18 protein-coding genes are annotated in these 21,023 nt (G+C 60.5%); 3 read left to right on the forward strand and 15 right to left on the reverse strand.

What is annotated here, in order from left to right; all coding sequences use genetic code 11:
- Positions 1-11 precede the first annotated feature (11 nt).
- On the forward strand, positions 12-815 hold the full coding sequence (locus tag QRN61_RS01935; protein ID WP_027611326.1) for a hypothetical protein: 804 nt from the start codon (positions 12-14) through the stop codon (positions 813-815).
- Between the two features lie 57 nt (positions 816-872).
- Here QRN61_RS01935 and QRN61_RS01940 read toward each other — a convergent pair whose 3' ends face one another.
- Both QRN61_RS01940 and QRN61_RS01945 read right to left on the reverse strand, forming a co-directional pair.
- Complete coding sequence (locus QRN61_RS01940; RefSeq protein ID WP_007943750.1) at positions 873-1,160, reverse strand: addiction module antidote protein; 288 nt, start codon at positions 1,158-1,160, stop codon at positions 873-875.
- Positions 1,157-1,462 carry a type II toxin-antitoxin system RelE/ParE family toxin gene (locus QRN61_RS01945; RefSeq protein ID WP_041074898.1) on the reverse strand — a complete coding sequence of 102 codons (306 nt, stop codon included), beginning with the start codon at positions 1,460-1,462 and terminating at the stop codon, positions 1,157-1,159. The genes QRN61_RS01940 and QRN61_RS01945 overlap by 4 nt, the downstream gene beginning before the upstream one ends.
- Before the next feature lie 117 nt (positions 1,463-1,579).
- On the opposite strand from QRN61_RS01945, the gene QRN61_RS01950 reads away from it, so the two are divergent.
- Positions 1,580-2,017: an excinuclease gene (locus QRN61_RS01950; RefSeq protein ID WP_285373097.1), complete on the forward strand. Its 438-nt coding sequence runs from the start codon at positions 1,580-1,582 to the stop codon at positions 2,015-2,017.
- A gap of 105 nt (positions 2,018-2,122) precedes the next feature.
- On the opposite strand, the gene QRN61_RS01955 is transcribed toward QRN61_RS01950, so the two are convergent.
- Positions 2,123-3,025, reverse strand: a complete 903-nt coding sequence (locus QRN61_RS01955) for a LysR family transcriptional regulator (RefSeq protein ID WP_285373098.1) — start codon at positions 3,023-3,025, stop codon at positions 2,123-2,125.
- A gap of 178 nt (positions 3,026-3,203) precedes the next feature.
- Here QRN61_RS01955 and QRN61_RS01960 point away from each other — a divergent pair, with 178 nt between their 5' ends.
- On the forward strand, positions 3,204-4,421 hold the full coding sequence (locus QRN61_RS01960) for an MFS transporter (protein WP_502942563.1): 1,218 nt from the start codon (positions 3,204-3,206) through the stop codon (positions 4,419-4,421).
- 1 nt (position 4,422) lies between these two features.
- Here the strand turns inward: QRN61_RS01960 and QRN61_RS01965 are convergent, their stop codons facing one another.
- The 12 genes from QRN61_RS01965 to QRN61_RS02020 form a co-directional block, all read right to left on the reverse strand.
- Positions 4,423-4,935, reverse strand: a complete 513-nt coding sequence (locus QRN61_RS01965) for a cytochrome b (protein WP_285373100.1) — start codon at positions 4,933-4,935, stop codon at positions 4,423-4,425.
- A 188-nt stretch (positions 4,936-5,123) separates the two neighbouring features.
- A complete protein-coding gene (gene hemE, locus QRN61_RS01970) occupies positions 5,124-6,191 on the reverse strand; it encodes a uroporphyrinogen decarboxylase (RefSeq protein WP_007952372.1) in 1,068 nt (355 codons plus the stop codon).
- A gap of 239 nt (positions 6,192-6,430) precedes the next feature.
- Entirely contained in the window at positions 6,431-7,849 is a 1,419-nt protein-coding gene (locus QRN61_RS01975) for a glutamate synthase small subunit GltD family protein (protein WP_003220910.1), read from the reverse strand.
- 33 nt (positions 7,850-7,882) lie between these two features.
- On the reverse strand, positions 7,883-12,328 hold the full coding sequence (gene gltB, locus QRN61_RS01980; protein ID WP_285373101.1) for a glutamate synthase large subunit: 4,446 nt from the start codon (positions 12,326-12,328) through the stop codon (positions 7,883-7,885).
- Between the two features lie 350 nt (positions 12,329-12,678).
- Positions 12,679-14,268: an AAA family ATPase gene (locus tag QRN61_RS01985; RefSeq protein ID WP_123585560.1), complete on the reverse strand. Its 1,590-nt coding sequence runs from the start codon at positions 14,266-14,268 to the stop codon at positions 12,679-12,681.
- Between the two features lie 10 nt (positions 14,269-14,278).
- Complete coding sequence (aroB, locus tag QRN61_RS01990) at positions 14,279-15,379, reverse strand: 3-dehydroquinate synthase (protein WP_027611317.1); 1,101 nt, start codon at positions 15,377-15,379, stop codon at positions 14,279-14,281.
- 151 nt (positions 15,380-15,530) lie between these two features.
- Positions 15,531-16,049: a shikimate kinase AroK gene (gene aroK / locus QRN61_RS01995; RefSeq protein ID WP_027611316.1), complete on the reverse strand. Its 519-nt coding sequence runs from the start codon at positions 16,047-16,049 to the stop codon at positions 15,531-15,533.
- A gap of 4 nt (positions 16,050-16,053) precedes the next feature.
- Positions 16,054-18,126, reverse strand: coding sequence for a type IV pilus secretin PilQ (locus QRN61_RS02000; RefSeq protein WP_285373102.1), 2,073 nt, complete (start codon positions 18,124-18,126; stop codon positions 16,054-16,056).
- A 13-nt stretch (positions 18,127-18,139) separates the two neighbouring features.
- Complete coding sequence (locus tag QRN61_RS02005; protein ID WP_027611314.1) at positions 18,140-18,667, reverse strand: pilus assembly protein PilP; 528 nt, start codon at positions 18,665-18,667, stop codon at positions 18,140-18,142.
- Complete coding sequence (gene pilO, locus QRN61_RS02010) at positions 18,664-19,287, reverse strand: type 4a pilus biogenesis protein PilO (RefSeq protein WP_097087020.1); 624 nt, start codon at positions 19,285-19,287, stop codon at positions 18,664-18,666. The genes QRN61_RS02005 and pilO overlap by 4 nt, the downstream gene beginning before the upstream one ends.
- Complete coding sequence (locus tag QRN61_RS02015) at positions 19,284-19,850, reverse strand: PilN domain-containing protein (RefSeq protein WP_097087018.1); 567 nt, start codon at positions 19,848-19,850, stop codon at positions 19,284-19,286. The genes pilO and QRN61_RS02015 overlap by 4 nt, the downstream gene beginning before the upstream one ends.
- Positions 19,850-20,914: a type IV pilus assembly protein PilM gene (locus tag QRN61_RS02020; RefSeq protein WP_247840908.1), complete on the reverse strand. Its 1,065-nt coding sequence runs from the start codon at positions 20,912-20,914 to the stop codon at positions 19,850-19,852. The genes QRN61_RS02015 and QRN61_RS02020 overlap by 1 nt, the downstream gene beginning before the upstream one ends.
- Positions 20,915-21,023: the final 109 nt, after the last annotated feature.

Genomic DNA, 21,023 nt, shown 5'->3' on the forward strand with positions numbered 1-21,023 from the left:
GAGTGAAGGGAATGACTCAGTTTCACCGCATCGCCGCCCTGCTGGCCCTGGCCTTTGTGCTCGGCGGTTGCACCAGCAAACCGGTTTACAACGCCAAGGAAGAGTTCTCGCCCAACCTCGGCTTCACCCAGCAACAGATGAGCCGCGCCATCGTCACCGCGCTCAATGATCGCCAGTGGGTGGTGCAGTCGGTGCGCCCGGGCATGATCAAAGCGGCGATTACCGTACGCGGCCGTCATCACGCCGAAGTCGACATCCCGTTCAGCCCGACCTCGTTTGAAATTGACTACCGCAGCAGCTACGGCCTCGACGCCAAGGACGGCAAGATCCACGGCAACTACAATCGCTGGGTCAACCGCCTGCGCGACAACGTGCTCAAGGAACTGTCGATCAACCCGGACATCGAGTTCGTCAACGACTTGGGCATCGTCAAGCAAGGCGCCGACGAACCGACCTACCTGAGCTTTCGCGAGGGCGTCAAACGCGCCACCGACGCCGGCCTGCTCGACGGCAGCGTGAAGTTCTACCTGGCCGGCGAAACCCTGCCAAAACAGGTGCGCAAACTCGACACCGTGAGCAGCAGCCGCAAAACCAACGGCTCGAACAAATCCGACGCCGACGCCTGCTTCTGGGCGCTGCAGTCGGCCCTCGCCACCCTGCAGAACGCCGCGAAAAAAGCCGACGCCAACGCCGTGATCAACATCGCCAGCGTCGACCAGCGCGACCTGTACAAAGACACCGAGAAATTCCAGTGCCGCGCCGGCCTGGTGGTGTCGAGCGTGGCGTTGCGTGGGGATTTGGCGCACGTTGATTGATTGAACTGTAGAAACGACAAAGGGCGCCTTGCGGCGCCCTTTGCTATTCTGTTCAGCTCAAGTGCTGGCATGTAACTTCAAGCCCAACGCCTTTACCACTTTCAGAATCGTTCCAAACTCAGGATTTCCTTCACCTGACAGTGCACGGTAGAGACTTTCTCGAGACAGCCCGGCGTCACGTGCGACTTGGGTCATGCCTCGCGCTCTCGCAATGGTGCCCAGTGCCTTGGCGATAAAGGCAGGATCATCTCCAGCCTCCTCCATGCAGGCATCCAGATAATTGGCCATGTCCTCTTCTGTCTTGAGGTACTCGGCTGAGTCCCAACGAGTGAATTGTTCGGTCATGGGTTTTGCTCCTGCCAAGACTCCGCGATGAGCCTGGCTTGCTTGATATCTCGGGGTTGGCTGCTCTTGTCTCCGCCACAAAGGAGGATGACCACTTGCCGACCTTGTTGCATGAAATAGACTCGATATCCGGGGCCATAGTCAATTCTGACTTCGCTGAGCCCCTCACCGACGGCTTTGACATCACCAAAATTCCCATCGGCCATACGATCAATGCGCACCTGAATACGCATCCTGGCGCGGCTGTCAGCCAGCTTCAAAAGCCAGCTGGAGAATGTTGAACTTCGAATAATCTCGGGCATGCTCGGAAGTGTAGCCCTTGAGCTACACATGTTCCAGATGGTTTTTTCTGCACCGACGTACGGTGTCTACACTCGTTAAATCGTTGAATGCTGACTCGCAAAGTCAAGGAGATGACCATGCAAGTGAAAGCCCTGATCGCCGCCGCGCTCCTCGGGCTATTGCCCAACGCCAGCCACGCCACCAATCTGATGTACATGCCGTTCGAGACCGTGCTCTCGGATGCGATTCGCGCCGGGCGGCTGGATGGCAGTGTGAAGTTCTATCTGATCGGCAACGGGCCGCAGGGCACGCAGCGCTTGTTGCGCCGGGATGTGGTCAGTGATCTGAAGACCAACGGCTTCAACAAGAGTGATCACGATTCCTGCGAGTGGGTGCTGCAGTCGAACCTGATCAAGTTGCAGGCCGACGCCAAGCGGGTCGGGGCGAATGCGGTGGTCAATATCGTCAGTTATTACGACCAGCATGTGCGCAAGGATTTGAATACTTATGAGTGCCGGGCCGGGGTGTTTGTGACGCGGGTGGCGTTGAAGGGGGATCTGGTGCGGTTGCCCTGAGGGGCGTTGGTGTTTGAGTTGACGCCTTCGCGAGCAGGCTCGCTCCCACTTTGGAATGCGTTCCCCTGTGGGAGCGAGCCTGCTCGCGATTTGATTGCGCAGCAATCAAGCTTTTGAAGGCTCAACCTTGCGCGTCAGCAGCTCGACGAACGCCTTGGCCATCGGCGATTTCTGATCCTTGCGCTGCACCAGCCACACCGCCGACACCGCCTCCGGATCGAGCAGTGGTCGATAGACCACACCGTCAATGCGCATCCGCTGATACGACGCCGGCAACACCGAAACCCCCAGCCCCGCTGCGACCAGTCCGATGATGGTCATCGCCTCACCGGCCTCCTGGGCGAAGTGCGGACTGAATCCGGCATCGCGGGCCAGACTGAGCAGTTGCGCATACAGCCCGCTGCCATAGCTGCGTGGAAAGAACACGAACGGCTCCAGCGCCAGCGCCGAGAGGAACAGCCCTTCCTCGCTGCCCTGCGCCAACGGATGTTTGGAGCCGAGCACCGCCACCAGCGGCTCACGCATCAGCTCTACCACACTGAGCGAATCCGGCAGGCCCAGCGGGCGCATGATGCCGACTTCGATCGACTGATCCACCAGCGCATCCGCGACCATGGTGCTGCTCATCTCCCGCAGGTTCAGGTGCACTGCCGGGAAACGCTGACGAAAAGAAAAAATCGCCTGGGGAATGGTCGAGTTGAACGGCGCCGACGAAGTGAAGCCAATCTTCAATTCGCCGAGTTCGCCGAGTTGCGCACGCCGGGCAACGTCCGCCGCTTTGTCGACCTGCGCCAGCACCAGCCGCGCCTCCTCCAGAAACAATCGGCCGGCCTCGCTCAGCTCGACCCGACGATTGGTGCGTTCGAACAACCGCGCGCCGACCTCTTGCTCCAGCGCCTGAATCTGCTGGCTCAGCGGTGGCTGGGAGATCCCCAGCACCTGTGCCGCGCGGCCGAAATGCAGTTCTTCGGCGACGGCGATGAAGTAGCGCAGATGACGCAATTCCATGGAAACCCCATTAGGTCGTTAAAGCTATCAAACAGGTCGAACAATATATTGGATAGAAACATTAGCCAGCTATATGATTTTTTCATTGCCTGCCTGGCCGTGCCCTCCGAGGTCTGATGTGAAAACCGCCACCGCCCCTCTTGCCCATGAAGTTCCGCCTGCCGCGGCGGACGATGTCATCGCCGAGCTGCAGGAGATCTACATCGAAAAAGGCACGCCGATGTTCATGCGCACGGTGCTGGCGCTGTTCAGCGGTGGCTTCGCGACCTTCGCTCTGCTGTATTGCGTGCAGCCGATGATGCCGCTGCTGTCCCACGAATATGGAATCAACGCGGCGCAGAGCAGCCTGATTCTGTCGGTGGCGACCGGCATGCTGGCCATCGGACTGCTGATCACCGGGCCGATTTCCGACCGGGTCGGACGCAAACCGGTGATGGTCGCGGCACTGTTCGCCGCCGCGTTGTGCACCATCGCCAGCTCGATGATGCCGAGCTGGCACGGCGTGCTGATCATGCGCGCGCTGATCGGGCTGTCGTTGAGTGGTCTGGCGGCGGTGGCGATGACGTATCTGAGCGAGGAAATCCATCCGCAGCACATCGGTCTGGCGATGGGCCTGTACATTGGCGGCAACGCGATTGGCGGGATGAGCGGCCGCTTGATCACCGGGGTGCTGATCGATTTCGTCAGCTGGCACACGGCGATGCTGGTGATTGGCGGCCTGGCGCTGGTCGCGGCGGCGGTGTTCTGGAAGATCCTTCCCGAATCGCGCAACTTCCGCTCACGCTCGCTGCACCCACGCAGCCTGCTTGATGGCTTCACCATGCACTTTCGCGACGCCGGCCTGCCGCTGCTGTTTCTTGAAGCATTCGTGCTGATGGGCGCCTTCGTCACCCTGTTCAACTACATCGGCTATCGCCTGCTGGCCGCGCCGTACAACCTCGATCAGGTGTTCGTCGGTTTGCTGTCGGTGGTGTACCTGTCGGGCATCTACAGCTCGGCGAAGATCGGTTCGCTGGCGGACAAACTGGGGCGGCGCAAAGTGCTGTGGGCAACCATCGCACTGATGTTCGCCGGCCTTGCACTGACCATGTTCACACCGCTGTTGCTGGTGATCGTCGGCATGCTGATCTTCACCTTCGGCTTCTTCGGCGCGCACTCGGTGGCGAGCAGCTGGATCGGCCGGCGCGCGCTGAAGGCCAAGGGCCAGGCGTCGTCGTTGTACCTGTTCAGTTATTACGCAGGCTCCAGCATTGCCGGGACGGCGGGTGGGGTGTTCTGGCATCTCGGCGGGTGGAATGGCATCGGCCTGTTTATTGGCGCCCTGTTGATGATCGCGCTGTTGGTGGCGTTGAAACTGGCGAAGTTGCCGCCCCTCGGTGGCAGCGCTCCCGCTTGAGTCAGAACACCATTTTTTTCAGGATTCGGCGCCCACACATTTCGTGTTTGATAACGGCTGCGATGTGTAGCGCTACTTGAACCAGTAACATCACGCACGCCCAAACATGGATGACGAAGAACCGATCAATCCACTGTAGATCGTTCAGCGGCGCCGGAATAAGAACCAGATCAAATATATTGATCGGTCGATCCATCATTAATATACCTGTGAGCAAGACAACCGCCGTCATCAGATAAATAGACTTATGCATCCAACTCGCCAGACGCTCCACAAAGGTCCTGTCCACCTCGCAAGTGGTGTGAGAGCCTCTGACACAAACATACAATCTCAGTATAAATATCGGAATAAATAAAGCCGTCACCGAAACATTTATAAATCCGACTACCGATTTTGTTTCCGCTGCAACTTTAATGACTGACACATAGAAGCCAGACAACAGAGCCCATAAAATTACTGCCGCAGATATCCAGTGCAAAGCAATCTGGAGACGCGAATATCCAACCCTTTTCATTGCAACCATCCTGATAAACAAGTGGCGCCATTACAAGGCTCTTAATTATCAACGTCAACGAGAAAACCATTAACAGAAACTGCACAAAGTAAACAATCTTTACGAACAAGGTTTATTGCACTTTCAACTTAAACATACAAAAATCAATTACCGCCCGAACATTGCATTCGGGCGGTCGTGTCAAAATCTTACTCGTGATACTGCGCCGACAGTTCATGCACCGCGCGCAGGAACGCACCGGCGTGCTCTGGGTCGACTTCCGGAGTGATGCCATGACCCAGGTTGAACACGTGGCCACTGCCTTTGCCATAGCTGGCCAGAATGCGCCCGACTTCAGTGCGGATCGCTTCCGGTTTGGCGTAGAGCACGGTCGGGTCCATGTTGCCTTGCAGCGCGACCTTGTCGCCGACACGGGCGCGAGCGTTGCCGATGTCGCAGGTCCAGTCCAGGCCCAGTGCGTCGGCGCCAGCGTCGGCGATACTTTCCAGCCACAGGCCGCCGTTCTTGGTGAAGAGGATCACCGGCACTTTGCGACCGTCGTGCTCGCGGATCAGGCCGCTGACGATTTTCTTCATGTAGGCCAGGGAGAACTCCTGGTACGCCGCCGCCGACAGGTTGCCGCCCCAGGTATCGAAGATCTGCACCGCTTGCGCGCCGGCCTGGATCTGGCCGTTGAGGTACGAGGTCACCGACTGCGCCAGTTTGTCCAGCAGCAGGTGCATGGCTTGCGGGTTGTCGTAGAGCATCGCCTTGGTCTTGCGGAAGTCTTTCGACGAGCCGCCTTCAACCATGTAAGTGGCGAGGGTCCACGGGCTGCCGGAGAAGCCGATCAGCGGCACACGGCCGTTCAGCTCGCGGCGGATGGTGCTGACCGCGTCCATCACGTAGCCGAGGTCCTTGTGTGGATCCGGGATCGGCAACGCCTCGATGTCAGCGAGGGTGCTGACGACTTTCTTGAAGCGCGGACCTTCACCGGTCTCGAAGTACAGGCCCTGGCCCATGGCATCGGGGATGGTGAGGATGTCGGAGAACAGGATCGCCGCGTCCAGTTGCGGGTAGCGGTCGAGCGGTTGCAACGTAACTTCGCAAGCGAATTCCGGATTCATGCACAGGCTCATGAAATCACCGGCCTGGGCACGGCTGGCGCGGTATTCAGGCAGGTAGCGGCCGGCCTGGCGCATCATCCACACCGGGGTGACGTCTACAGGTTGCTTGAGCAGGGCGCGGAGGAAACGGTCGTTCTTCAGGGCAGTCATGTCGGCATCCGGAAAAAAAGTGCGGGCATTTTCTCAGAGCGCGACGCAAAAGGCACGGATGCAGGTCAGCCTTTTGTCTATCGGGTCAATTTATTGCGTTGGAATACTGATTTTGCAACACCGAGAAACAACTGTGGGAGCGAGCCTGCTCGCGATAGCGGTGTTTCAGTCAATGCATCAGGGACTGATCTACCGTCATCGCGAGCAGGCTCACTCCTACAAGGTATTGCGTTGTTTGCTTAGACACCCAGGTAATCGAGGATCCCTTCAGCCGCATTGCGGCCTTCGAAGATTGCCGTTACCACCAGGTCGGAACCGCGCACCATGTCGCCACCGGCGAAGATTTTCGGGTTGCTGGTCTGGTGCTTGTACTGACCTTGCTCAGGCGCGACGACACGGCCCTGGCTGTCGGTCTGGATTTCGAACTGTTCGAACCACGGTGCCGGGCTCGGGCGGAAACCGAACGCGATGACCACGGCGTCGGCCGGGATGATCTCTTCGGAGCCCGGGATCGGCTCGGGGCTGCGACGGCCACGGGCATCCGGTTCGCCGAGACGGGTCTCGACCACTTTCACGCCTTCAACCTTGTCTTCGCCAACGATCGCGATCGGCTGGCGGTTGTAGAGGAATTTCACGCCTTCTTCCTTGGCGTTCTTCACCTCTTTGCGCGAGCCGGGCATGTTCGCTTCGTCACGACGATAGGCGCAGGTCACCGACTTGGCGCCCTGACGAATCGAGGTGCGGTTGCAGTCCATCGCCGTGTCGCCACCGCCGAGTACCACGACCTTCTTGCCTTTCATGTCGACGAAATCTTCCGGCGACTTTTCAAAGCCCAGGTTGCGGTTGACGTTGGCAATCAGGAAGTCCAGCGCGTCGTAGACGCCCGGCAGATCCTCACCGGCAAAACCGCCCTTCATGTAGGTGTAGGTGCCCATGCCCATGAATACCGCATCGTATTCGGCGAGCAGTTGCTCCATGGTCACGTCCTTGCCGACCTCAGTGTTGAGGCGGAACTCAATGCCCATGCCGGTGAAGACTTCGCGACGATTGCTCAGCACGCTCTTCTCAAGCTTGAACTCGGGAATGCCGAAGGTCAGCAGACCGCCGATTTCCGGGTTCTTGTCGAACACCACCGGGGTCACACCGCCACGCACCAGCACGTCGGCACAGCCCAGACCCGCCGGGCCCGCACCGATGATCGCGACACGTTTGCCGGTCGGTTTGACCTTGGACATGTCCGGGCGCCAGCCCATGGCGAACGCAGTGTCGGTGATGTACTTCTCGACCGAACCGATGGTCACCGCACCGAAACCGTCGTTGAGGGTGCAGGCACCCTCGCACAGCCGATCCTGCGGGCACACCCGGCCACAGACTTCCGGCAGGGTGTTGGTCTGGTGCGACAGCTCGGCGGCCTGGAGGATGTTGCCCTCGGCCACCAGCTTCAGCCAGTTGGGAATGAAGTTGTGCACCGGGCACTTCCACTCGCAATACGGGTTGCCGCAACCCAGGCAGCGGTGGGCCTGGTCGGCCGACTGCTGGGGTTTGAACGGTTCGTAGATCTCGACGAACTCTTTCTTGCGTTGACGCAACAGTTTCTTCTTCGGATCCTTGCGCCCGACATCGATGAACTGGAAGTCGTTATTCAGACGTTCAGCCATTGTTAAAACCTCATCAAACTCTTCAGGCGCATATCACTGCGGGTTGGCACGAGTGCTGGAAAGCAACGACTTCAGGTTGGCAGCCTTAGGCTTGACCAGCCAGAAACGACGCAGGTAGTCATCAAGGTTCTCGGCGAGTTCACGACCCCACTCGCTCTCGGTTTCCTTGACGTACTCGTTCAGCACGTTCTGCAGGTGGCTGCGGTAGGCTTCCATCGCCTCGCCGCTGATCCGCTGGATTTCCACCAGTTCGTGGTTGACCCGGTCAACGAAGGTGTTGTCCTGATCGAGCACGTAGGCGAAACCACCGGTCATGCCAGAGCCGAAGTTGTAACCGGTCTTGCCCAGGACGCAGACGAAACCACCGGTCATGTACTCGCAGCAGTGATCGCCAGTGCCTTCCACGACGGTGTGGGCACCGGAGTTACGCACAGCAAAACGCTCGCCCGCGGTGCCGGCGGCGAACAACTTGCCGCCGGTGGCGCCGTACAGGCAGGTGTTGCCGATGATGGCGCTGTTCTGAGTCTGATAGACGCTGCCCTTCGGCGGCACGATGACCAGTTTGCCGCCAGTCATGCCTTTGCCGACGTAGTCGTTGGCGTCGCCTTCCAGGTACATGTGCAGACCGCCGGCGTTCCACACGCCGAAGCTCTGACCGGCCGTGCCTTTGAAGCGGAAGGTGATCGGCGCGTTGGCCATGCCCTGATTGCCGTGCTTGCGTGCGATTTCGCCGGAGATCCGCGCACCGATCGAACGGTCGCAGTTGCAGATGTCCAGTTCGAACTCGGCGCCGCTGAGGTCGTTGATCGCCGACGTCGCCATGTCGACCATTTTCTCGGCCAGCAGGCCCTGGTCAAACGGCGGGTTGCGCTCAACGCCGCAGAATTGCGGTTTGTCCGCCGGGATGTGATCGCTGCCCAGCAGCGGGGTCAGATCCAGATGGTGTTGCTTGGCGGTCTGGCCTTCGAGGATTTCCAGCAGATCGGTGCGGCCGATCAGCTCTTCGAGGGAACGCACGCCGAGCTTGGCCAGCCACTCACGGGTTTCTTCGGCGACGTAGGTGAAGAAATTCACCACCATGTCGACGGTGCCAATGTAGTGATCCTTGCGCAGCTTCTCGTTCTGCGTCGCGACGCCAGTGGCGCAGTTGTTCAGGTGGCAGATGCGCAGGTATTTGCAGCCCAGGGCGATCATCGGTGCCGTACCGAAGCCGAAGCTTTCGGCGCCGAGGATCGCAGCCTTGATCACGTCGAGGCCGGTTTTCAGGCCGCCGTCGGTCTGCACCCGGACTTTGCCGCGCAGGTCGTTGCCGCGCAGGGTCTGGTGGGTTTCAGCGAGGCCGAGTTCCCACGGAGCGCCCGCGTATTTGATCGAGGTCAGCGGCGAAGCACCGGTGCCACCGTCGTAGCCGGAGATGGTGATCAAGTCCGCATAGGCCTTGGCTACACCGGCGGCGATGGTGCCGACGCCCGCTTCCGCGACCAGTTTCACCGAAACCAGTGCCTTCGGGTTGACCTGTTTCAGGTCGAAGATCAATTGCGACAAGTCTTCGATCGAGTAGATGTCGTGGTGCGGCGGTGGCGAAATCAGGGTCACGCCCGGCACTGCATAACGCAGCTTGGCGATCAGCCCGTTGACCTTGCCGCCCGGCAGTTGCCCGCCCTCGCCCGGTTTGGCGCCCTGCGCGACCTTGATCTGCAGCACTTCGGCGTTGACCAGGTATTCCGGGGTGACACCGAAACGGCCGGTCGCGACCTGCTTGATTTTCGAGCTCTTGATGGTGCCGTAGCGCGCCGGGTCTTCGCCGCCTTCGCCGGAGTTGGAACGCGCGCCGAGGCGGTTCATGGCTTCGGCCAGGGCTTCGTGCGCTTCCGGCGACAGTGCGCCCAGCGAGATACCGGCGGAGTCGAAGCGCTTGAGCACCGATTCCAGCGGTTCGACTTCACTGATGTCCAGCGGCTTGTCGAGGGTCTTGACCTTGAACAGGTCGCGAATCATCGACACCGGACGGTTGTCCACCAGCGAGGTGTATTCCTTGAACTTGGCATAGTCGCCCTGCTGCACGGCGGCTTGCAGGGTGTTGACCACGTCCGGGTTGTACGCGTGGTATTCGCCGCCGTGGACGAACTTCAGCAGACCGCCCTGCTGGATCGGCTTGCGCGGACTCCAGGCTTCGGTAGCGAGGGCTTTCTGCTCGGCTTCGATGTCGACGAAACGCGCACCCTTGATGCGGCTCGGCACGCCACGGAAGCTCAGTTCGCAAACTTCTTCGGACAAGCCGATGGCTTCGAACAGTTGCGCACCACGGTACGAGGCGATGGTCGAGATGCCCATCTTCGACAGGATCTTCAGCAGACCTTTGGTGATGCCCTTGCGGTAGTTCTTGAACACCTCATAGAGGTCGCCCAGCACTTCACCGGTACGGATCAGGTCGCCCAGCACTTCGTAGGCCAGGAACGGATAGACCGCCGAGGCGCCGAAACCGATCAGCACCGCAAAGTGATGCGGATCGCGCGCGGTGGCGGTTTCAACGAGGATGTTGGAATCGCAGCGCAGGCCTTTTTCGGTCAGGCGGTGGTGCACCGCGCCGGTGGCCAGCGAAGCGTGGATCGGCAGCTTGCCCGGGGCGATATGGCGGTCGCTGAGGACGATCTGGGTACGCCCGGCGCGCACGGCTTCTTCAGCCTGATCGGCGACGTTGCGAATCGCCGCTTCGAGGCCGAGGCTTTCGTCGTAGTTGAGGTCGATGATCTGCCGCTCGAAACCCGGGCGGTCGAGGTTCATCAGCGAGCGCCACTTGGCCGGCGAGATCACTGGCGAGCTGAGGATCACGCGCGAGGCGTGCTCCGGCGATTCCTGGAAGATGTTGCGCTCGGCACCGAGGCAGATCTCCAGCGACATCACGATCGCTTCACGCAGCGGGTCGATCGGCGGGTTGGTGACCTGCGCAAACTGCTGGCGGAAATAGTCGTACGGCGTGCGCACACGCTGCGACAGCACGGCCATCGGCGTGTCGTCGCCCATCGAACCAACGGCTTCGTAGCCCTGTTCGCCAAGCGGGCGCAGCACCTGATCACGCTCTTCGAACGTGACCTGATACATCTTCATGTATTGCTTGAGCTGATCGACATCGTAGAACGCCGAACCGTGGTCGTTGTCTTCCATGGTCGCCTGGATGCGCAGGGCATTCTTGCGCAACCATTGCTTGTACGGATGACGGGATTTCAGACGGTTGTCGATCGCGTCGGTGTCGAGGATCTGCCCGGTCTCGGTGTCCACGGCGAGGATCTGCCCCGGACCGACACGGCCCTTGGCGATCACGTCTTCTGGCTGGTAGTTCCAGACGCCGATTTCCGAAGCAACGGTGATGAAACCGTTGGTGGTGGTAACCCAGCGCGCCGGACGCAGACCGTTACGGTCGAGCAGGCACACCGCGTAACGACCATCGGTCATTACCACGCCGGCCGGGCCGTCCCACGGTTCCATGTGCATCGAGTTGTACTCGTAGAACGCACGCAGATCCGGGTCCATGGTTTCAACGTTCTGCCACGCAGGCGGAATGATCATCCGCACGCCACGGAACAGGTCGATGCCACCGGTGACCATCAGTTCGAGCATGTTGTCCATGCTCGAGGAGTCGGAACCGACACGGTTGACCAGCGGGCCGAGTTCTTCCAGATCCATCAGATCGTTGCTGAACTTGGTCCGACGGGCCTGTGCCCAGTTACGGTTACCAGTGATGGTGTTGATCTCACCGTTGTGGGCGAGGAAACGGAATGGCTGGGCCAGCGGCCATTTCGGCAAGGTGTTGGTGGAGAAGCGCTGGTGGAACACGCAGATCGCGGTTTGCAGGCGCTGGTCACCCAGGTCCGGATAGAACGCGGCCAGGTCGGCCGGCATCATCAGGCCTTTATAGATGATGGTCTTGTGCGAAAAGCTGCAGATGTAGTGGTCGGTGTCGGCGGCGTTGGCCACCGACGAGCGACGACGGGCGCTGAACAGCTTGACCGCCATGTCCTGATCGCTCAGGCCTTCACCGCCGATGTACACCTGCTCGATCTGCGGCAGGCGCTCGAGGGCCAGGCGGCCGAGGACGCTGGTGTCGATCGGCACTTTGCGCCAGCCGATCAGTTGCAGGCCTTCAGCGAGGATCTCGCGGTTCATGTTCTCGCGAGCGGCTTCGGCCTTGGCCGGATCCTGGTTGAAGAAGACCATGCCCACGGCATATTGCTTGGGCAGTTCGACGCTGAAGTTTTCCTGGGCCATCGCCCGCAGGAACGCGTCAGGCTTTTGAATCAGCAGACCGCAACCGTCACCGGTCTTGCCGTCGGCATTAATCCCACCGCGGTGGGTCATGCAGGTCAGGGCCTCGATGGCCGTTTGCAAAAGGGTATGACTGGGCTCGCCCTGCATATGAGCTATCAGGCCGAAACCGCAGTTATCCTTGAATTCATCTGGTTGGTACAGACCTGCTTTCATAGACACTTTCTCACCAGGCTGCCTCTTTACGAGGCAAATTTCTTTTCAATTCAACCACTTGCTTGCCGCGCCGAACGTACGCCGGCTTTGCGGGGGCAAAAGGGTGGTCATTGTACACAGCGACACAGAGGCTCACAAATTTGACGACGAAATGTCGCAAATTCATGTCGCATTTGTGAAAGGTTTAAAGCGATCTGCTGTGCTAGTCAAAACTTTTTTAATTTTGACTGCAACGACTCAAAGACTACTGTGACGCAGACACCACAAGGCACGCGGTCTGTAGAGACGGCGCGCACTCGTAGAAATTTTGAGGTGCTTGGAGAGGCGGCCTGGGTAAGGCCGCCGAATCTTCAGCGAGTTGTTGCCAGTTCCTGTTGGACGCTGGCGACAGTGCGAGGCCAAGGTTTACCAGCCTGAACCTTCGCTGGCAAGGCCTTGATGGCAGAAACGGCTGCATCACGATTGGCGAAGTTGCCGTAGGTGATCACGTAGAGAGGCTTGCCGTTGAGGACTTTCTTGAAATAACGGTACTCGCCGCCCTGCTCCTTGACGAAGTTCTGCGCGGTCGCTTCGGAGCTGGTGCCGAGGATCTGCACCACGTAATTGCTGGTCGGCTGACCGGCGTACCAGCTGCCACCGGCAGCCTTGGCCACGGTAACCGGCTTCTCTGCCGGTTTGGCAGCCGCAACAGGCTTGGCCGGAGCCGGAGCCGGTTTGGCCGCTGGCGCTGCCGGAGCAGGCTTGGCGGTGGCGACCTGAGTCGGTGCCGGGGTCGGCTTGGCCGCCGGAACAGGTACTGGCGTCGGAGCCGGGCCGGCCGGAACACCTGCCGGTGGTGCGGAAGTCGTGACGGTCGGCGGCGTTGCGCTGGAGCCTTCGACCGGCACGCCGTCGTCACCTTCAGTGATGCCGCCTGCGGCTTCAGCCAACGGGCCGCGCATCACCGGTTGCGAGTTGCCGACCAGCGGCAGCGGCATCGGCTGGGTATTGCCGGCGAACTCGACGTTCGGTGCGCCACCCTTGGCGCCCTGACCCAATGGCAGTTGTGCCTGTTCGTTGGCGGGTGCGCCAGTGGTTGGCGCCTTGTTGCGACCCGGCATCAGCCAGGCGGCGGCGACCGCGACCACAACGACGGCGGATATCGCCAATACGTGTTTCTTCGGCATGTTGAACCCCATACTTGGACGCTTGACCGCAGAGCGGCTGGCAATCATGACTTCGATCAGTGCATCGCGAGCGACCTGGTTGATGTTGCCAGGCCAACCCTCGGCGCTTTCGTGAATCTCAGAGATCTGATCCGCGGTGAAAAGTTCGACACCCCGGCCCGCACCTTCGAGCCGTTGGTCGAGATATTCGCGGGTCTCTTCTTCGGTATACGGCTGCAGTTCGATGACGTGGAAGCGCTCTTCCTCGAGGTGCAAGGCCTCCAGTTGCGCGATCAGCGACGACTCACCGAACAGGAACACATGCGGGCGACCTTCCGGTGCACCGGCCCCTAGCGCCATCAGCGCTTCGAGGGCGGATTCGTCGAGCTGCTCGGCGTCATCCACCAGCAGATAGACCTCCTGGCCGGTAAGCGCGAGCTGCACCACCTGATCCAGAATCGCGCCAACTTCGGCCTGAGCCACGTTCAGTGCCTGAGCCACCTGACGCAGCACGCCGGCGGCATCGCCAGCTCCACGGGCCGACACGACAACGCTTTGTACCGATTGCTTGTTGGTGCTGGCCACCAGCGCCTGACGCAGCAAGGTCTTGCCGCTGCCCTGCGGGCCGGTGACCACCAGCAGCAACTGGCTGTAACGCGCCAGGTGGTGCAATTGCCCCAGCACCGGTTTGCGCTGGGCCGGGAAGAATTTGAAGCCCGGCACCCGCGGCGCGAAAGGGTCGTGACTTAACTGGAAATGGCCGAGGAACGCCTCGTCGGCATGCAAACTAGTCATCGGAATCTTATTAACCTTTAAGCTGAGCCAGAGCGCGGTAATCCGCTCCCAGCGTGGCCTGTAGAACCTCTTTCGGATAATCGGCGGTAACCACCGCTTCGCCCATCCGGCGCAGCAGCACCAGGCGCAGACGACCGTCGATCACTTTTTTATCAATTGCCATATGTTCGAGAAAATCGGCTTCGGTCATTTCTTCCGGCGGAATCACCGGCAGACCGGCACGCTGGAACAGACGAATGCCGCGATCACGTTCCTGCTCGCTGATCCAGCCCAGACGCGCGGACATCTCCAGCGCCATCACGGTGCCAGCGGCCACCGCCTCACCATGCAACCAGACACCATAGCCCATGTGGGTCTCGATGGCGTGGCCGAAGGTGTGGCCGAGATTGAGCGTGGCGCGCACGCCGGTTTCCTTCTCATCGGCACCGACCACTGCCGCCTTGGCCGCGCAGGAACGCTCGATGGCGTAGGTCAGGGCCTTCTGGTCCAGCGCGCGCAGAGCGTCGACGTTGTCTTCGAGCCAGGTCAGGAACGGCTCGTCGCAGATCAGACCGTACTTGATGACTTCGGCCAGACCGGCGGACAGTTCACGCTCCGGCAGGGTTTTCAGCGATGCAGTATCGATCAGCACCACGTTCGGCTGATAGAACGCGCCGACCATGTTCTTGCCCAGCGGATGGTTGATGCCGGTCTTGCCGCCCACCGACGAATCGACCTGGGACAACAGCGTGGTAGGAATCTGGATGAAATCGACGCCGCGCTGATAGCAGGCGGCAGCAAAACCGGCCATGTCACCGATGACCCCGCCGCCGAGGGCGATGATCGTGGTGCGGCGGTCGTGACGGGCAGTCAGCAGGCCGTCGAAGATCAGTTGCAGGGTTTCCCAGTTCTTGAAGGCTTCCCCGTCCGGCAGCACCACCGAGATCACCGAGAACTGCGCAAGGCTGCGGGTCAGACGTTCGAGATAGAGCGGCGCAACGGTCTCGTTGGAGATGATTGCCACTTGCCGCCCATGGATATGCGGCGCCAGCAACTCGGGCTGATCCAACAAACCTTCGCCAATATGAATCGGGTAGCTGCGCTCGCCTAGATCGACCTTGAGTGTCTGCATGTGTCCCCACAGTGAAGATGGAAGCAGGCGTCCTGCCCTGAATTATTGGTTGTCTGCGGCCTATAGCGAATCTGACGCCGCTCGCACGCCATCCGCCACAACCTCGGCGACTGTGACAGGACGCCGAGGATAGCGCATTTCCGGCGGCGCTTTAACGGGGTGGCAGCTGCGCCAGACGGTCGAGAATGTCGAGCACCACCATGCGCGGTGGCCGTTCGTCGGTTTCCACCACCAGATCGGCGATCTCTCGATAGAGCGGATCGCGGATCTCCAACAAGTCTCGCAGGGTTTTCGCCGGATCGGCGGTGCGTAGCAAAGGACGATTGCGATCGCGCGACGTACGCCCGACCTGCTGCTCGACGGAGGCATGCAGATACACCACCCGCCCGCCCGCGTGCAGGGCCTTGCGGTTGGCATCGCGCATTACCGCACCGCCGCCGGTCGCCAGCACCACGCCGTCGAACGCGCACAGCTCGGCGATCATCGCCTGCTCACGGTCACGAAAGCCGGGCTCGCCTTCCTTGTCGAAGATCCACGGGATATTGGCGCCCGTGCGCAGTTCAATTTCCTTGTCGGAATCTTTGAACGGCAGGCGCAGCTCTTTGGCCAGCAACCGGCCGATGGTGCTTTTTCCAGCGCCCATCGGTCCTACAAGAATCAAATTTCGCACAGAATCAACGACTCACAGCAATCGCCTGGTTATTCATGATACGCGGAGTGAGAAATACCAGCAGCTCGGATTTTTTCTCCGAAACCACATCACGCCGGAAAAGGCGGCCAAGATACGGCACATCGCCAAGAAATGGCACCTTATCTACGACCTTGCTTTGAGTATTTGAGAAAACGCCCCCAATCACGATGGTCTCGCCGTCGTTCACCAGCACCTTGGCGTTGACCTCGTTCTTCTTGATCGGCGGTACATCCTGCACTTTGTTCAGGTAGTCCGGTTCGTCCTTGGTGACCTTGACCTCCATGATAATGCGGTTGTCGGGGGTGATCTGCGGCGTCACTTCCAGCGACAGCGAAGCCTCCTTGAACGACACCGACGTCGCACCGCTGGAGCTCGCCTCCTGATACGGAATCTCGGTGCCCTTGAGGATCTTCGCCGTCTCTTTGTCGGAGGTGACCACTTTGGGCTGCGAGACGATCTCACCGTTGCCGGTCTTCTCCATGGCGGTCAGCTCAAGATCGAGCAGCACATTGTCGGTGATGAAGGCGATGCCGATCCCCGAGGTATTACCGACCGTGCCCATGTCGACGAACGGCGAGTTGGTACTGGTACTGCCCGGTGTGCCGATGGTGGTCGACGAGCCATTGCTGACCCCCGAGGTGTTCCAGTTGCCCTTGTTCTGGATCGAACCGCCCCAGCGCACGCCCAGACTCTTGTCGTAATCGACGTTGGCTTCGACAATCCGCGCCTCGATCATCACCTGACGCACCGGAATATCCAGTTGCGCCACGATCCGCCGCAGTTCGTCGAGGCGATCCTGGGTCTGGTAGGCAATGATGTTGTTGGTGCGCTCATCGACAGTGATCGAGCCACGCTCGTCGATTTTCGCCTCGGCGCTGGTCACCGACTGGAACAGCTTGGCGATGTCCGCGGCCTTGGCGTAATTCACTTGCAGCAGCTCGCGGCGCAGCGGCGCCAGTTCGGCGATCTGTTTCTGTGACTCCAGTTCCTGGCGTTCGCGGGCGGCGATTTCGTCGGCCGGCGCCACCAGCAACACGTTGCCGATCTTGCGCTTGTCCAGCCCCTTGGTTTTCAGCACCAGGTCCAGCGCCTGATCCCACGGCACGTTCTGCAGACGCAAGGTGATCCCGCCCTGCACGGTATCGCTGGCCACCAGATTGAGGTTGGTGAAATCGGCGATCAGTTGCAGCACCGAGCGCACGTCGATGTCCTGGAAATTCAGCGAAAGCTTTTCGCCGCTGTAGCTGTTGCGGTCAGCGTTGCGCTTTTGCAGGTCATCGACCGTCATCGGGCGAATACTGACGGTCAGTTTGTTGTCGGTCTGATAGGTGGAATAGTCGAACGTGCCGCTGGGTTCGACGGTGATCACCGCACGATCACCAGTGGCGGCAGCGTTGACGAACTGCACCGGCGTGGCGAAGTCCTTGACGTCGAGGCGCACCCGCAGCCTGTCGGGCAACTGCGTGCGAGCAAAGCTGAGGATGATCTTGCCGTCATGCTCCTGGATGTCCGGGGCGATGGCCGGGTCCGACAGGTCGATGACGACATTGCCCTCCCCCGCAGTGCCGCGCTGGAAGTCGACACCACGAATGGTTTTGGCGACGGGGGTATAAGCCTTCGCCGGCGCCGCGACCGGTCGTGGCGCAACAACGGCTGGCCGTGGCGCAGCAGGCTTGGCGCCCTGCCCGACCACCACGAACAGATTGTTGCCCTCGACCCGTGAGGTGTAGGGCGTCAGTTGCGTCAGGTTGATGATCAGGCGCGTGCGGTCGTTGGCTTCCACCACTGTGGCGGTTCGCGCGTTACCGCTGCCCAGATCGCGGGTCTTGCTCGTCAGTTGGCTGGCGACACCCGGCAGATCCAGGGCGATTCGCGCCGGCGATTCGGTGGTGTAGCCCTTGGGTTGCGGTGGCGGGCTGTCGAACGACAGCTTCAACTCGATGCGGTCACCCGGCAACGCCGCGACATCCAGCGTCTTGAGGCTGGCCGCCTGAACCATCGGTGAAAGCAGCGCTATCCATAGCGAAAAACCGAGGGTGGAGAAAATCCTGTTCATTGTTCGACTTCCACTATGAGTGCTCTTTCAAAGGAATGGTGCGCGGACGTTCCAGCCAGGCGCCTTCGCCGTCGGGCACGATCTCGACCACATCGACCTGAGTGGCGCTGATGGCGACAATGCGCCCGTCGTTGCGCCCCAGGTAGTCGCCGACTTTCAACCGATGCACTGCACCCGCCCCGCGCAGCAAGGCGAAGGAGCCGCTGGCATTGGAGATCGTGCCGACCATTTCAAACTGCTCGATGTTGAAACCTTCGAGGTATTGCTTGACCCGGTTGGGGTCGGGTTTGACGTTGCGCGAGCCACGCTGCTGCCCGGCCAGATCGACGCGCACCTGGCGCGAGAACGGGCTACGCAGGTTGGCCGCGCTGTAGGTAAAAGTAGGATAGGAATGAAACGTCGGCGTCGGCTCGATCCGGCCGGCCGGGCGCAGACGCACTTCGTTCATGTAGGCATCGAGGTCGCTGAAGTCATCTCCACCAAAGCATCCGCCAAGACCCAGCAACAGCACTGACAGGGCGAAATAACGGATCGGGGTCATTTGTCCAACCCCTTGTCGTTATAGCGGTAGGTCTTGGCGAGAATGCTCATGCGCAGCTTCGTCCCGCCATCGGGATTGGCCGGTGCCAGTTCGAAATCGTGCAAGGTGACGATCCGTGGCAACCCGGCGACGCCACTGACGAAGGTCGCGAGGTCGTGGTAAGCCCCGGTGACAGTGATCTGGATCGGCAGCTCGATGTAGAACGGCTGGGTCACCTCCGGCAGCAGCTTGATCTCTTCGAATTCAAGACCGCTGCCCAGCCCGGTACGGGTAATGTCCTCGAGCAATCCCGGGACCTCGGTGTCGCTGGGCAATTGGCGCAGGAGCACGCCGAAGGTGTTCTCCATCTCCTTCATCTGCTGGGTGTAGAGCTCCAGGTTGGCGGCCAGGCGCGCCTTGCTGGCAAATTGCTCCTTCAAGGTGTCCTCTTCCTGACGCTTGGCTTCCAGCTGGTTTTCCATGTCGCTGATGAAAAAGTTATAGCCAAGCGCCAACACCAGCACCGCCAGCAATGCTCCCGCGATAGTTTTCACCGCGGCCGGCCAGGAGCCGATATTGCTGGTGTCCAGATCGTTGAAGTCAATATTGCGCAGACTTTGCAGCCATTCGGACGGCTTCATTTGTCGCCCTCCGTCGCGGCTGGCTGGGTCTGACGCACGGTCAGCTGAAAGACGTTGGCCTGATCCACCTGACCGGCAGTCGTCGCTTTCACTTCATTAAGACTCGGCGCATCGAACCAGTCGGAAGCATCCAGATTGCGCATCAGCTCCGAAACGCGGTTGTTCGACTCCGCCGCGCCGCTGATCGACAGCGTCTTGCCGAGCAATTTCACGCTGGTGAAATACACCCCGTCCGGCAGCGTGCGCGCCAGCTGATCGAAAATCCGCCCGCTGATCTGCCGGTTGCCCTGCAGGTCCTGGATGATGCGCATGCGCTCGACCAGTTGCTGGCGCCGCGCCTTGAGCTCGCTGATCTGCTTGATCCGCTCGTCCACCACGGCGATTTGTTTGCCGATGTAGGCATTGCGTGCTGCCTGCCGCTCGATGGCGGTACTGAAGATCTGATCGGCGATGAACACTGCGCCCACCGAACCGACGAACACCCCGATCAGGATCAGCAGAAAGCGTTTGCGCCGCTCTTCGCGGCGTTCCTCACGCCAGGGGAGAAGGTTGATCCGCGCCATCAGTCGAAACTCCTGAGCGCGAGCCCGCAGGCAATCATCAGGGCCGGCGCGTCACTGGCCAGGGCCCCGGCGTTGACCTTGCTGCTCAAGGCCATGTCGGAAAACGGGTTGGCGACCTGGGTCGGGGTGCCCAGACGCTGTTCGATCAGCCGATCCAGCCCCGGCACCGAGGCGGTGCCGCCGGCCAACAGGATGTGATCGACGGCGTTGTACTGCCCGGAGGCAAAGAAGAACTGCAACGAGCGCGAGACCTGCTGCACCAGAGCATCACGGAACGGTTGCAATACCTCGCTGACATAGTCGTCCGGCAGACCGCCCTGCTTTTTCGCCAGCCCGGCCTGCTCGACAGTCAGGCCGTAGCGGCGCTGGATTTCCTCGGTCAGTTGCCGGCCACCGAACAGTTGCTCGCGGGTATAGATGATGCGGCCGTTATGCAGGACGCTGAGGGTAGTCATGGTCGCGCCGATGTCCACCACCGCCACGGTCAGGCGCTCCTGCGAGGCTGCCAGTTGAGTGGCGAGCAGGCCGAACGAGCGCTCCAGCGCATAGGCCTCGACATCGACCACGCGCGCGGTCAGCCCGGCCAGCGCCAGCGCCGCTTCGCGGACTTCGACGTTTTCCTTGCGACAGGCGGCCAGCAGCACGCTGACCCGCTCCGGGTTGCGCGGCGACACGCCCTGGACTTCGAAATCGATGGCGACTTCGTCCAGTGGATAGGGAATGTATTGGTCGGCTTCGATCTTCAGCTGGTTTTCCAGCTCGTCATCGGTCAGCCCGGCGTCCATCTCGATGATCTTGGTGATCACCGCAGAACCGGCCACCGCCACCGCCACGCTCTTGAGCCCGGTGCGTGCCTTGACCAGCACCCGGGCCAAGGCATGGCCCACGCCTTCGAGCTCGGCGATGTTCTTTTCGACCACGGCGTTGGGCGGCAGCGGCTCGACCGCGTAGGCTTCGACCCGGTAGCGATCGCCCTGACGGCTCAACTCCAGCAGCTTCACCGAAGTGGAGCTGATGTCGATCCCCAGTAACGTATTGGTCTTTTTCTTGAAGAGTCCCAGCACTACCAATTCCCTATGACTTTCCGTGAGTTACGGACTCTGTAATACGCATTGCGTTCCTTCACCCCGTCTTGACAGAAGCGCAAATGACGCCCCCAGCAGAAAAGTGCTT

Origin of the sequence: Pseudomonas sp. lyk4-TYG-107 (assembly GCF_030209055.1) — a bacterium.
Taxonomy (GTDB): Bacteria; Pseudomonadota; Gammaproteobacteria; order Pseudomonadales; family Pseudomonadaceae; genus Aquipseudomonas; species Aquipseudomonas putida_A.

What these genes read in the sequence shown, in the direction of transcription:
- QRN61_RS02005 (WP_027611314.1), bottom strand. Translation starts at nt 18,667, where the DNA reads ATGACCCCGATCCGTTATTTCGCCCTGTCAGTGCTGTTGCTGGGTCTT.
- QRN61_RS01950 (WP_285373097.1), top strand. Translation starts at nt 1,580, where the DNA reads ATGCAAGTGAAAGCCCTGATCGCCGCCGCGCTCCTCGGGCTATTGCCC.
- gltB (WP_285373101.1), bottom strand. Translation starts at nt 12,328, where the DNA reads ATGAAAGCAGGTCTGTACCAACCAGATGAATTCAAGGATAACTGCGGT.
- QRN61_RS02015 (WP_097087018.1), bottom strand. Translation starts at nt 19,850, where the DNA reads ATGGCGCGGATCAACCTTCTCCCCTGGCGTGAGGAACGCCGCGAAGAG.
- QRN61_RS01965 (WP_285373100.1), bottom strand. Translation starts at nt 4,935, where the DNA reads ATGAAAAGGGTTGGATATTCGCGTCTCCAGATTGCTTTGCACTGGATA.
- aroB (WP_027611317.1), bottom strand. Translation starts at nt 15,379, where the DNA reads ATGCAGACACTCAAGGTCGATCTAGGCGAGCGCAGCTACCCGATTCAT.
- QRN61_RS01975 (WP_003220910.1), bottom strand. Translation starts at nt 7,849, where the DNA reads ATGGCTGAACGTCTGAATAACGACTTCCAGTTCATCGATGTCGGGCGC.
- pilO (WP_097087020.1), bottom strand. Translation starts at nt 19,287, where the DNA reads ATGAAGCCGTCCGAATGGCTGCAAAGTCTGCGCAATATTGACTTCAAC.
- hemE (WP_007952372.1), bottom strand. Translation starts at nt 6,191, where the DNA reads ATGACTGCCCTGAAGAACGACCGTTTCCTCCGCGCCCTGCTCAAGCAA.
- QRN61_RS02000 (WP_285373102.1), bottom strand. Translation starts at nt 18,126, where the DNA reads ATGAACAGGATTTTCTCCACCCTCGGTTTTTCGCTATGGATAGCGCTG.
- QRN61_RS01985 (WP_123585560.1), bottom strand. Translation starts at nt 14,268, where the DNA reads ATGACTAGTTTGCATGCCGACGAGGCGTTCCTCGGCCATTTCCAGTTA.
- QRN61_RS01945 (WP_041074898.1), bottom strand. Translation starts at nt 1,462, where the DNA reads ATGCCCGAGATTATTCGAAGTTCAACATTCTCCAGCTGGCTTTTGAAG.
- QRN61_RS01935 (WP_027611326.1), top strand. Translation starts at nt 12, where the DNA reads ATGACTCAGTTTCACCGCATCGCCGCCCTGCTGGCCCTGGCCTTTGTG.
- QRN61_RS01955 (WP_285373098.1), bottom strand. Translation starts at nt 3,025, where the DNA reads ATGGAATTGCGTCATCTGCGCTACTTCATCGCCGTCGCCGAAGAACTG.
- QRN61_RS01940 (WP_007943750.1), bottom strand. Translation starts at nt 1,160, where the DNA reads ATGACCGAACAATTCACTCGTTGGGACTCAGCCGAGTACCTCAAGACA.